This is a genomic window from Microcystis sp. M179S2, from assembly GCF_020245805.1.
Lineage (GTDB): Bacteria > Cyanobacteriota > Cyanobacteriia > Cyanobacteriales > Microcystaceae > Microcystis > Microcystis aeruginosa.
The window spans coordinates 1-12590 of record NZ_JADBUE010000008.1 but is presented as its reverse complement, the minus strand read 5'-3'; the positions used below and the strand labels follow the sequence as shown (position 1 = coordinate 12590).

Below are 12590 nucleotides of genomic sequence, written 5' to 3'. Positions count from 1 at the left end.
TTCAAAACCTTGCGTCTTCATCGGCCCGCGTCCTGTAGGGGCGAAGCATTCGGATAGAAAATCTACGGTTTCACCGATAGGTTATTGCCCGAATGCTTCGCCCCTACTTTTTCAGCCGACCCTAGTTAGGGTCGGCTGAATAATGGTAAAACCCTTTTAAAATAAGGCTTTTGACCTGTTAAAATCCGATGTTCATGCTGCGAAAATCGGATTGGGACCCCCAAAAACCTGGCATTATCCTCTTTTTAGTACATAAGCTAGTACAAAAAGAGAGGGCAAGAAAGCCTGAAACGACCGGCTACTGACGACCGACGACCGGCGACCGACTCCTAACCCCACCAACAAACTTTTTGCCGCAAACCCTAGTTAGATTTTTGGTTTTTGTTTCTGACCCTTTTCCCTACATTTGCCGAAAATTTTTGATTTATGCAGGAGATCTAATGATAGGATATAGGTCTAGCTGCCTTGGAGAGGTGGCAGAGTGGTCGATCGCGCTCGACTTGAAATCGAGTAACCAGCAATGGTTCGTGGGTTCAAATCCCACCCTCTCCGTACTCAACCAATCAAATTTGGACTCAGGTTGCCCGATTGTTCGTAGACAGGGGAAAATAAAATATACTAGGCTAAAAGGATAATATTGAGGCAGTAGCCCCCCGGCATGGTTTTTTGGAAAAGATTGTTTAATAGCTCGGAAGTCACTGCATCTCCTGACTATTCGGGAGACTTGGTAGAGGTGGCCCAGAATGACCTTGGACAGACGCGAGTGTTTTTTAGTACCGATCGAGAGCTAGATCTATATGAGTTAGAAGAACTTTGTGACTCGGTAGGTTGGGCCCGTCGTCCTTTACGCAAAGTTAAAAAGGCGATCGAATGTAGTTTTTTAGTGGTGTCGATGTGGGAAGTGCGAGGTAATCGCCGTCGTTTAGTGGGTTTTGCCCGTGCCACTTCCGATCACGCTTTTAATGCTACGGTCTGGGATGTGGTTGTTCATCCTCACTATCAAAGTAAAGGCTTTGGTAAAGCATTAATGAAATTTATGATTAGGAAGTTGCGGGGTGAGGACATCAGTAATATAACTCTTTTCGCCGATCCGCAGGTGGTGGATTTCTATCGTCGTCTTGGTTTTGTTCTCGATCCCGAAGGTATCAAAGGTATGTTTTGGTATCCCGATTAAGAATGCGGATCTTGGGCTATACTAAAAAAGGAGTTTATTTCGGGATGTAGCGCAGCTTGGTAGCGCGCCTGCTTTGGGAGCAGGATGCCGCAGGTTCAAATCCTGTCATCCCGACTTGAGAGAAAATTCTTAAAATCTTAACTTTGTCTCCTTTCCGGTTAACAAAAAAGGTTGCCTTCTTTTATTGCCAAACTTAGGTGAATTAGCCAGAAAATTAGGGAGTTTGGGGAGAGAAGCAGGAGATTCTTGGGGAATAATCGGGGTTTTTCTCTAGAAAAATTGCCCTTGCCTCCCCGTGTCTCCCACTGCTCCTTGTAATATCTCCACAGACGATTATTCTTCTTCGTAATCCTCCTCGAAATCGTCCTCCTCCCCTTCCTCATCCGGTTCTGACCAGCGATCGCTGATGGGTTGGCGACTAAAGCGACTGCTGCCGCGGGAGGAGAGGAAAGCCATCTCATCATCCTCTAAATCGACCACATCACCCTCAGCGTAGGCGCGAGCGGTTTGATCGTCAAGAATCATATCGCTATCCTCACTACTATCGCCGAAACCGGGACGAGGGGGCAAGCCGAGGCCGCCGGGGGGAGCGTAATAGCTACGATTGTTGTAGTTATATTCCTCCTCTGGGGGGGTGTAATCGCTGATCCCCGCCGTGTTTTCGTGGGAATTGAAGCCAGTACCCGCCGGAATCAGACGACCGATAATCACGTTTTCCTTGAGCCCCCGTAACCAGTCGGACTTGCCTTCGATCGCCGCTTCGGTGAGGACGCGGGTGGTTTCTTGGAAGGAGGCGGCACTGATAAAGCTATCGGTATTCAAGGAAGCTTTGGTGATCCCCAGTAGTACAGGCGTATATTTAGCTGCCGCCCCACCGGTGATCGACATGGCTTCGTTTACCGTCTCCACCTGTCGCAGTTCCAACAATTCCCCGGGTAACATACTGGTATCGCCGCCGTCATCGATCCGCACCTTAGAGGTCATCTGACGCACGATCACTTCAATATGTTTATCGGCAATATCGATCCCTTGGGATTGGTAAACCGACTGTACCTGATCAACGAGGAACATCTGGGTTTTTTCCAAGGCTTTCAGGGCTGCCTCGTAACTGCCCAGGCTATCCACATAATAATTAAAGAACACCTCTAAAATCTCGTGGGGATTAGCCTGACCATCGGTTAACGCCTGACCCACATCAATACGCTGATTATCGCTCACCAGAGGGTTTTGACTGCCTAAAAGCGGATATTCACTGATCGTGCCGTCATCCTCGACCACCTTAATATCGACGATCTCAGAATCTTGGTACTCCACTTGACAAACTCCCGGTTTGCGTGCCAGGACACAGGCCTCTTTCGGTTTACGCGCTTCGAGCAGTTCTTCGATTCTCGGTAAACCTTGAATGATATCCCCGGTTTTCGAGCGCTCAAACACCAACAGCACCAAATTATCGCCCCGTTGGACTAGATCTCCCTCGTCGATGTGCAGAATGGCCCCCGCCGATACTCGGTAGGGTCGGGCCTTACGCAGACGGATTTCATAGCCAGTGGTGGTTTTGTCAACGGCCAGCACTTGACCGGAATTGGGGGCTAAAACTCCGGCAGCGATCTCAGCTTCGGCGATTACCAGATCCCCGGCTTTGACGGTGGGAGCAACAGCGAGCGGGAGAATAAACTCGTCTCGGTCACTCACAATTAAAAGACGGCGCACCGCTTCGCTACCCTTGCGAATCCCGCGAATTTCTCCAGCTTCCTTACACTGGATTTCGGTTCTGGCCACCACTGCCCCCGGTGGAATTTCATCGCCATCTTGGACGAGAACGCGAGTCTGAATATTACCCCCTAAAGGATCATTATCACTATCTCGACGCAGCACCAGAGATTCGAGAATAACTAACTGTAAACGCTGACAATCGCTGTCCTCGCACCGCTTCGCGGCTCCCTGCGGGATCGGTTCTAACTCGATATCGGCCGTCAGATGGGAGACCGATTCTGGTTCTTCGCCCTTAATTTCTAGGACTAATTGAGTGCTGATCAGTTGACAACCCTCGACGGATTTAACTCTTTCCCCGTCTTTAAAGAAAATGCGCTGTACCGATCGCAGTTCGATATGTCGTCCTCCTTCTTGGTTAGCGGAACCTTGGGTGGGAGAAGTGGATTGGTCTTGTACGGTGAACTCCTGTACTGGTCGCAGTAGTAAACCCAAACCCTCGTTAGTTTCCACCCATTCCGCTTGCCGTAACTCCTCGATCGTCACTTCGGGAGTCAACTGTGTCCCGGGGTAAATTAACTGTTCTTGGGCAATTCCAGAGGATTCCGGTTCGAGATCCATAAATAACAGCCCCGGTTTGACAATGATCTCCCGGAGGATGTCATTTTTCTGGATCACTTCCACCACACCGCTAGAGTTACAGAAGATGTCTTTAACCACTTCTTCCCCTGCTTCCACATACTGCCCATCTTCCACCTGTAAGAGGGAGATATCTTTATTGACTTCGTGGGTTTCTTCGGGAATCCAGAGGAGCGTGCCACCTTTGGTGATTTCATAACCCTGTTTGCGGCTGCCTTTGGAGACTTCGATATCGACGTATTTAATCATCCCGCCGGTGTGGGTTTGATAGCGATCGTCGATTAACTCGGCGACAATGGCATGATTCTGTACTTTTGTCCCCGGAGTGGTTTTCAGCAGGAAGCGTTGACCATCGACCGTATGAATAATAAATTGTTCCCGACCAGCGCTACTTTCCACTTTTACTTCGGCCTGATCCAAAGACACGGAAGCGGTGACGATATCGATTTCCCGGCTATTGGGGGCTAAACGCACCAAACCGCCGTTAGTGGATACTAACTTAGTTTCCGCCAGAACATCCCCCACTTGTACTGTATCGCCGTTACTGACCACGGGTTCGGCCCCGGTTGGCAAGTTATACACTTCTCCGGAGAGAATCCATAGTAATCCCCCCCGTTGGGCGATGCGGGTGGTGTTGCCTTGGCGATCGGTTTTTTCCTCTGGGACTAATTGCGAGAATAGCACCTCGCCAGCTAAGTCACTGGTTACGTCTTTTGTGGCTTTTTCCGTGGATTTTTGGACTTTATCGGAGGTTATTTCCGCTAGTAACTGTTCCTCGCTTACCATTGCCCCATCGGTGACAAATAGCAGTGATCCCGGAGTCAAAGAGTAGGTGACAGTTTCTTTAGTTTTATCCTTGGGTGTTAATTTAATTTCCCCCGGTGCCTCCACCTGGTCCCGTTCATCCCCGTGGCGAGTTCGCACGTTACGGATACTTAACCCCGGCAGAAAACGCACGGTTCCCTCGAAGGGACTCCGCACTTGCCGGGCTACTTCTCCGGTAAATACGCCCCCGGTGTGGAAGGTACGCATGGTTAACTGAGTCCCCGGTTCCCCGATCGATTGGGCGGCAATAATCCCCACTGCCTCCCCCATATCCACCGGATGACCGTGGGCCAGACTCCAACCGTAACAGGTTTGACAAACTGAGCGGGCCGCTTCACAGGTTAAGGGGCTGCGGACTTTGATTTTATCGACCAGTTTGCCCAGTTTTTCGGCGGTTTCGTCATCGATAATCTGGTTGCGGGTGGCGATCACTTCTCCCTTGACCACCACATCTTCGGCCAAGGAACGACCTAATAAGCGATCGCTTAAGGGAATTAACACGCGATCGCCATCGGTCATGGCGGTTAATTCAACATAACGATTAGTGCCACAATCTGCCTCGCGGACGATGACATCTTGGGACACATCCACCAGACGACGGGTCAGATAACCGGAATCTGCCGTCCGTAGGGCTGTATCAACTAAACCTTTGCGCGCCCCGTAGGAGGAAATAACGTATTCGGTAACGGTCAATCCTTCCCGGAAGTTAGTCTTAATCGGGAGGTCAATAATTTCCCCCTGGGGATTAGCCATTAATCCCCGCATTCCCACTAACTGACGCACTTGGCTCATATTGCCCCGCGCTCCCGAGAAAGCCATCATATAGACGGAGTTGAGGGGATCGGTCACTTGGAAGTTGCGAATTACTTCATCTTTAAGCGATTCAGATGTACTATTCCAAGTGTCAATTACTTTTTGGAAGCGTTCCACTTCGGTGATTTCCCCGCGCACATAACGCTGTTCGGTTTGCCGGATTTCCTGTTCGGCACTTTCGATCATCTGTCGTTTAGCCGGCGGTACGGTTAAATCATCCACACTAATGGAAACCCCCGCTTTGGTAGCGAAACGAAACCCGAGGTTTTTCAATTCATCGGCCATTTGTGAACAGCGCGCCGAACCGTAGTTTTGATAGGCCCAAGCGATCAATTTTTTCAGTTTTCCTTTGTCAACAGTTTGGTTATAAAACATCTCGATCCGGGTAACAAGTAAACAGCTATTAGCTATCAGCCATCGGTGAACAGTAACAAGATTGGTTATAAGGTTTAGGTGTGGGGTGTTGGGGTTTTAGGGTTTTAGGGTTTTAGGGTGTTGGGGTGTTAGGGTTTTAGGGTGTTGGGGTGTTGGGGTGTTGGGGTTTTAGGGTTTTAGGGTTTTAGTTGAATTCCCCCATTTCCCCATTTCCCCATTTCCCCATTTCCCCATTTCCCCATTTCCCCATTTCCCCATTTCCTCATTTCCCCATTTCCCCATTTCCCCATCACCTAACCCCTCACTGATCACTGAAATTACACTTCCGATTCTTCTTCTTCAAGGTCTTCCGTGGTTAAGGATTCGTAGGTGGGGCGAGAGGGGGCGCGACGGCCGACATCGACCATCAGATCCACCTCCACATCGCGGGAAGTACCATCGGGGGCATTTTCCACCTTGTGAACGGCGATATCGAGGCCGAGGGATTGCAATTCTCGCATCAAAACCTTAAAGGATTCTGGCGTACCCGGGCGGGGAATCGGCTTGCCTTTTACGATCGCATTTAAAGCCTCATTCCGTCCTTGCATATCATCGGATTTTACCGTTAGCAATTCCTGCAAGGTATAGGCCGCCCCGTAGGCCTCCAGGGCCCAGACTTCCATTTCTCCGAAGCGCTGACCCCCCTGTTGAGCTTTACCGCCCAGGGGTTGCTGGGTAACCAAGGAGTAGGGACCGGTAGAACGGGCGTGAATTTTATCATCAACCAGGTGAACCAGTTTTAACATATAGGCCATACCGACGGTAACGGGACGGTCAAAGGGTTCGCCGGTGCGACCATCGTAAACCGTGACTTTGCCGGCGTGTTCTTCCTTGAACACCCAATCGCGATTGGGTTTTTTCGAGGCACTTTCTAGCAATCCGTGGACGGTTAAACGGCTGGCTTCTTCCCCATACATTTCATCAAAGGGAGTAATCTTAAAGCGCACGCCTAGATTTTCCCCGGCCCAACCCAGTAAACATTCAAACACCTGACCGACGTTCATGCGACTGGGAACCCCCAGGGGATTGAGAACGATATCGACGGCACGACCATCGGGGAGGTAGGGCATATCTTCTAGGGGCAGAATCCGAGAAATAATCCCTTTATTGCCGTGACGACCCGCCATTTTATCGCCCACTTGGATTTTGCGTTTTTGGGCAACGTAGACCCGTACCACCATATTGGCCCCGGGGGGTAATTCATCCCCCTGTTCGCGGGTAAATACCCGCACATCCACTACCCGGCCTTTTTCGCCGTTGGGAACGCGCAGAGAGTTATCCCGTACATCCCGTGCCTTTTCGCCGAAAATCGCCCGCAGTAGTTTTTCTTCGGGGGGTTGATCCGATTCGCCTTTCGGGGTGACTTTCCCCACGAGGATATCGCTGGCTTCTACCCAGGCACCGATGCGAATAATGCCGCGTTCATCGAGGTTTCGCAGGGCATCTTCACCGACGTTGGGAATTTCCCTGGTGATTTCCTCCGGTCCAAGTTTAGTTTGACGGGCTTCGATTTCGTATTTTTCGATGTGGATACTGGTATAGACATCTTGTGCCACCAGTCTTTCACTGATTAAAATCGCGTCTTCGTAGTTATAGCCTTCCCAGGGCATATAGGCGACGAGGATATTCTGTCCGAGGGCGATTTCCCCTCCTTCGGTGGCGGAACCATCGGCGAGGATCTGCCCCGGAACAACCTGTTCCCCTTGATAGACTAAAGGACGCTGATTTAAGCAGGTATCTTGGTTAGAGCGTTGATATTTCTGAATTTCGTACTCGATCTCGCTCTTGCCGAAAATCTCTTTGTCTTCATCCGCCACTTTGATGCGAATCCGGTTAGCATCGACGTAGGAAACGACCCCATTGGTACGGGAAACGATGACCATGCCAGAGTCGCGAGCGGCCTGTGCTTCCAATCCGGTACCCACAAGGGGACGTTCGGGACGCAGCAGGGGAACCGCTTGTCGTTGCATATTAGAACCCATGAGGGCGCGGTTAGCGTCGTCGTGTTCGAGGAAGGGAATCAGGGAAGTTGCCACCGAGACAATTTGGACGGGGGAAACACAAACGTAGTCCACTTGTTCGGGGGAAGTGGTGGAGAATTCCTGCCGATAGCGCACCGGGATAGTTTCGCCGAGGATATAACCATTTTCATCAGTGGCCACGTCTCCGGGTGCCACCCGCAGATCGTCTTCTTCGTCGGCGGTTAGGTATTTAACGGGGAGATCATAGCGGACTCGGCCATTTTCCACCACATAACAGGGGGTTTCAATAAAACCGTAGTCGTTGACGCGAGCGTAGGTGGCCAGGGAACCGATTAAACCGGCGTTGGGACCTTCTGGGGTTTCCACCGGACAAATGCGACCGTGGTGGGAGGGGTGGATGTCGCGCACGGCAAAACCGGCCCGTTCCCGGGTGAGACCGCCGGGGCCGAGGGCGGAAATGCGGCGTTTATGGGTCAATTCCGCTAGGGGATTGGTTTGATCCATGAACTGGGAGAGTTGCGAGGAACCAAAGAATTCTTTAATCGCCGCTACTAGGGGTTTCGGGTTGACTAGGGAAGCGGGGGTGAGGTTTTGGGATTCGCTGACGGTCATCCGTTCCCGAATGATTCTTTCTAAGCGGTTTAAACCTACTCGCACTTGGTTTTGTAGCAGTTCACCCACGGAACGGACGCGACGGTTGCCGAGGTGGTCGATGTCGTCGGTGTTGCCGATGTCAAATTCGAGGTTAATTAGGTAGTCGATCGCTGCTAAGATGTCGGTGGTGGTCAGAACGCGCTGGTTATCGGGGACGTTGAGGCGTAGTTTTTTGTTGAGTTTATAACGACCAACGCGACCGAGATCGTAGCGTTTATTGTCAAAAAAGCGCGATTCGAGCAGTTGTTGTCCGCCGGTGACGGTGGGAGGTTCCCCGGGGCGTAGTTTGCGGTACAGGTCGAGGAGGGCCTCTTCTTCGCTGGGATTGCCTTCTTTGTCGAGGGTTTTTTGGTAGAATTCGGGATGGCGTAGGGAGTCAAAGATTTCGTTATCGCTCAATCCGATCGCTTTCAGGAGAACTTGGGCGGATAATTTGCGGGTTTTGTCGATTCTGACCCAGACTAAGCCGTTTTTGTCGGTTTCAAATTTTAACCAAGCTCCTCGGTTGGGAATCAGGGAAGCGGAGTAGGTACGGCGACCGTTTTTGTCGATTTCGGCTTTGTAGTAAACACCGGGGGAACGGACGATCTGATTGACGATGACTCGTTCGGCCCCGTTAATGATAAAGGTTCCCCGTTCGGTCATCAGGGGTAAATCGCCGATAAAGACTTCCTGTTCGATGTTTTCTCCCGTTTCTTTGTTGATTAGACGGGTGGGAACGTACATCTGAACGGAATAGGTGCTATCGCGTCGTTTGGCTTCATCGACGTTGTATTTCGGTTCTTTGAGTCTGTAGTCCTGGCCGAGGAAATGTAGTTCTAATTTACCTGTATAGTCGCTGATGGGGGAAAAGCTATTCAGTTCCTCGATTAGTCCTTCTTCCAAAAACCACCGAAAACTGGAGTGTTGGATTTCGATGAGGTCGGGTAAGAGGTTAAAGGTAAGATTGTTCATAGGGTTACAAGGGCTGATGACACGATAGCGACGGTCGGGAATTGCTCTCGGAGATCGGGGTTTTTAGGGGTTGGGTGTTGGATGTTAGGGTTTTGGGGTGTTGGGGTTTTAGGGTTTTGGGGTGTTGGGGTTTTAGTTGAATTCCCCCATTTCCCCGTCCCCGTCCCCTGCTCTGTGCTAATAAACTATGTTTTTTAACTGGGGAGTTGAAATAAGTTGCGGGCGTTCTGGGTGGTTTGTTCGGCTATGGTTTCGACCGGATAGCCGCGCAGACGGGCGACGGTTTCGGCCACAGGTCGGACGAAAGAGGGTTCACAAGGTTTACCGCGGTGGGGATTGGGTGAGAGAAAGGGGCAATCGGTTTCGATCAGTAGGCGATCGCTGGGGACAATTTGGGCGGCAGCTTGCACGGTTTTACTGTTTTTGAAGGTGACAATGCCGCTAAAGCTGATGTAAAAACCCAAATCTAAAAACCATTGAGTTTCTTCGGGGTTGCCAGTCCAGCAGTGCATCACGCCGCGAATTTTGCCCACTTGTTGCCGAAAGGCGATGATCTCCTCCCGCATGACTGGGGCTGCATCTCGACAATGGATAATCACGGGTTTATCGAGACGATGGGCGATTTCTAATTGCGTCCAAAAGACCTGTTTTTGCTGCTCTTGATTATCCGCTTTATAGAAGTCTAAACCCATTTCCCCGATCGCCACGACGCGCCGATCAGATCGGGCTAGGGATTCGATCTGATCGGCACTATTATCTCGCCATTTTTGGGCATCTAGGGGATGTAAACCGACGGCGAAGGAAATTTCCTCAAATTGATCGGCAATGGCTTTAATCGCTGCAAACTCTTCCGGTTCGACACAGGAGTGAACCAGATGAACGACTCCCACACTTCGCCAACGTTCGGAGATAGCGGGCAAGTCGGCTTGCAAAACGTCAAAGTTCAAATGAACGTGCGTATCTATTAATTGCATCGACCCCCGATCGCTTGTTGCGTCTGTCCTGATTACAGCTTACTCGTTTCTTAGGAAGCTTGGCTAACTTTTTGCCAAGCTTTGGCTAAACCGGCTTTTTTTCTAGCGCCGTTGTTCCGGTGCAAGACGTTGCGCTTGACGGCTTTATCGATTTTACTGTAAGCTTCCGATAGAGCTTGTTGGGCGCTTTCTAGCCCTTCTGGGCTGGGGTTGGCTCCGTAGGCCGAGACAGCGACAAGACATTTTTTGATCAGGGTTCTTACGGCTGACTTGTACGCTTTGTTGCGGAGACGATTTCTTTCGGAGATTTGGACTCGTTTGAGTGCAGACTTTGTATTAGCCACAGTCGTTTCTTGTTCTCAATGCTGGTATGGTTAATCGGGACACAGACAAACCATAATAACAGATTTGTGCTATTTGTTGCAAGAGTTTTCTGGACAAGATTGGGGCAACCCCAGAGATATTTTCAGGATTAGGTTCCCACCGATGGGGAAGTGTAGATGACTGTAAAACTGAGTCTCCTTGAGGCTCAGTTTCTAGTTTTTTAAGGACGGGAAGTTAACGAATGTACTCTTTGAGGATACTATTACGGTTAGGGTGACGCAGTTTCCGCAGGGCCTTGGCTTCTATTTGACGAATGCGCTCGCGAGTGACGTTGAAAATCTGGCCGATTTCTTCGAGTGTTTTCATCCTGCCGTCATCTAAACCGTAGCGCAGACGCAGCACATCGCGTTCGCGAGGACTAAGGGTATCGAGGACGTTTTCTAAATCCTCGCGTAATAAATTTTTAGAAACTTCATCTTCTGGGGTTTCCCCATCCGCTTCGATAAAGTCTCCTAAACGGGAATCTTCTTCTTTACCGATGGGAGTCTCTAGAGAAATAGGTAATTGGGCAGATTTAGCAATAAAACGCAGTTTTTCAATGGTCATCTCCATCTTGGTGGCGATTTCTTCCTCGGTGGGTTTGCGACGCATTTCCTGAGAAAGAATCTTGGTGGTTTTTTTGATCCGGGAGATGGTTTCGTAGAGGTGGACGGGAAGTCTAATGGTGCGGGATTGATCGGCGATCGCCCGGGTGATGGCTTGACGAATCCACCAAGTGGCATAGGTGGAGAATTTATAACCCTTTTCGTGGTCGAATTTTTCGGCGGCGCGGATCAAACCGAGGGAACCTTCTTGAATTAAATCTTGGAAGGAAAGACCGCGGTTCATGTATTTCTTGGCGATGGAAACCACTAAACGCAGGTTCGATTGTACCATTTTTTCCTTAGCGCGACGACCATGGTACAAACGACGCTTAAAGGCCGATAAGTATTCCTTTGATTTCGCCAGCCATTCTTCCACCAGGGGAGCCATTAGCTCCGTCTTACCTAAACAAACCTTAATATCCGATAATTTCGGTTCTTTTTCCGATTTTTCAACGATAATTTTTTCGATGCGCTCGAACAGGAAAACCTGTTTTCCCCATTCAGCATCGCTATAGAGGCGAAAATCTTCGCGAATACGTTCTAATTTCAGTAAATCTGCGATTTTTCTCGCTAATTCGATCTCCTCCTCCGCTCTCAATAACCGAATCCTGCCGATCTCTTGCAGATAAATCCGAATCGAATCTTCTGTATAGGGTTTTTTTCTAGCGGCGTCGCGACGACGAGCGCTGGCAAGGCGGCGGGTTTTTTTGCCATCGTTGCTATCGCTGGTTTCTTCTAGCTCTAACTCGATATCCTCATCATCGAAGTCTTCGTCTAGGTCAATCAAATCTAAATCCAATTGCGGCTCGGTAAGGGTTAGTACATCGTGGGCCTGCATCATGCCGTTTTCCTCTTGCTCCTTCTGTGCAAAACTAGAAGATCGAATCTCAATCTAGGTGATACTGAACGAATTTGTGTCTCAAATCCGAGACGGGGAAAGACTTTTCCGATTGTAGCTTTAATTACAACAAATGGGAGAAGATCTTTGCTTAAATTCTCTTGTGTCGATGGGATTTTAGCGACACGGAATGCTGTTTTAGCTCGGTCAACTCATAATCTGGCTCCTGCAAAAATTGGGTAAATGGCTGGAGGACTGAAATCCGATCACCCGATTGTCTGCGGTGCTGACCAGATAGCTAACAATCAAAGGAATTATGGGGTGGGTTAACTGTTCCCAATGGCAAGGGGAACAGCATCCCTATGGGCCCTTGCTAATTCCTTTGTTCCTTAGCCATTGTCTTTAATTTGATCGGATTCTTACGGATAAATTTCATCCCTCATTGCTTTTACGGGAATCTGTTTTTAGTACATACGCACTATGACAATGGAGCGCAAGCTCATAATATTAACTTAGCAACATTTTAGAAATTTGCGAGACAAATTTAAGATTTTCTCCAACAGCGCCATGGGGAGTGGGAAGTGGGGTGGTCACTGCGTGCGCGTTGCGGGGGGAAGTGGGGAAGTGGGGAAGTGGGGTGGTGGG

General features: G+C 49.8%; 6 protein-coding genes and 2 tRNA genes. 3 read left to right on the top strand and 5 right to left on the bottom strand.

Annotated features, from left to right (window positions below):
* Nucleotides 1-467: 467 nt before the first annotated feature.
* The 3 genes from IM500_RS00345 (at nucleotide 468) to IM500_RS00335 (ending at nucleotide 1288) form a co-directional block, all read left to right on the top strand.
* Nucleotides 468-552, top strand: a tRNA-Ser gene (locus tag IM500_RS00345).
* 106 nt (nucleotides 553-658) lie between these two features.
* On the top strand, nucleotides 659-1174 hold the full coding sequence (locus tag IM500_RS00340) for a GNAT family N-acetyltransferase (protein WP_002736326.1): 516 nt from the start codon (nucleotides 659-661) through the stop codon (nucleotides 1172-1174).
* 40 nt (nucleotides 1175-1214) lie between these two features.
* A tRNA-Pro gene (locus tag IM500_RS00335) sits at nucleotides 1215-1288 on the top strand.
* Between the two features lie 219 nt (nucleotides 1289-1507).
* Here the strand turns inward: IM500_RS00335 and IM500_RS00330 are convergent.
* The 5 genes from IM500_RS00330 to rpoD all read right to left on the bottom strand — a co-directional run bounded on the left by IM500_RS00330 (nucleotide 1508) and on the right by rpoD (nucleotide 11948).
* Complete coding sequence (locus tag IM500_RS00330) at nucleotides 1508-5536, bottom strand: DNA-directed RNA polymerase subunit beta' (protein ID WP_190721621.1); 4029 nt, start codon at nucleotides 5534-5536, stop codon at nucleotides 1508-1510.
* Between the two features lie 317 nt (nucleotides 5537-5853).
* The gene (gene rpoB, locus IM500_RS00325) at nucleotides 5854-9165 is read right to left on the bottom strand and encodes a DNA-directed RNA polymerase subunit beta (RefSeq protein ID WP_061430915.1); all 3312 of its coding nucleotides are present in this window, start codon (nucleotides 9163-9165) and stop codon (nucleotides 5854-5856) included.
* Nucleotides 9166-9359: 194 nt separating this feature from the next.
* Nucleotides 9360-10139, bottom strand: a complete 780-nt coding sequence (locus IM500_RS00320) for a TatD family hydrolase (RefSeq protein WP_190721623.1) — start codon at nucleotides 10137-10139, stop codon at nucleotides 9360-9362.
* A gap of 50 nt (nucleotides 10140-10189) precedes the next feature.
* Complete coding sequence (gene rpsT, locus IM500_RS00315) at nucleotides 10190-10483, bottom strand: 30S ribosomal protein S20 (RefSeq protein ID WP_108937583.1); 294 nt, start codon at nucleotides 10481-10483, stop codon at nucleotides 10190-10192.
* 214 nt (nucleotides 10484-10697) lie between these two features.
* Nucleotides 10698-11948 carry an RNA polymerase sigma factor RpoD gene (gene rpoD, locus IM500_RS00310; protein WP_287737357.1) on the bottom strand — a complete coding sequence of 417 codons (1251 nt, stop codon included), beginning with the start codon at nucleotides 11946-11948 and terminating at the stop codon, nucleotides 10698-10700.
* Between the last annotated feature and the right edge of the window lie 642 nt (nucleotides 11949-12590).

Bases quoted from the DNA above. Each gene is read 5' to 3' on its own strand.
- IM500_RS00330 (WP_190721621.1), bottom strand. From the start codon at position 5,536: ATGTTTTATAACCAAACTGTTGACAAAGGAAAACTGAAAAAATTGATC.
- IM500_RS00320 (WP_190721623.1), bottom strand. From the start codon at position 10,139: ATGCAATTAATAGATACGCACGTTCATTTGAACTTTGACGTTTTGCAA.
- rpoB (WP_061430915.1), bottom strand. From the start codon at position 9,165: ATGAACAATCTTACCTTTAACCTCTTACCCGACCTCATCGAAATCCAA.
- rpoD (WP_287737357.1), bottom strand. From the start codon at position 11,948: ATGATGCAGGCCCACGATGTACTAACCCTTACCGAGCCGCAATTGGAT.
- IM500_RS00340 (WP_002736326.1), top strand. From the start codon at position 659: ATGGTTTTTTGGAAAAGATTGTTTAATAGCTCGGAAGTCACTGCATCT.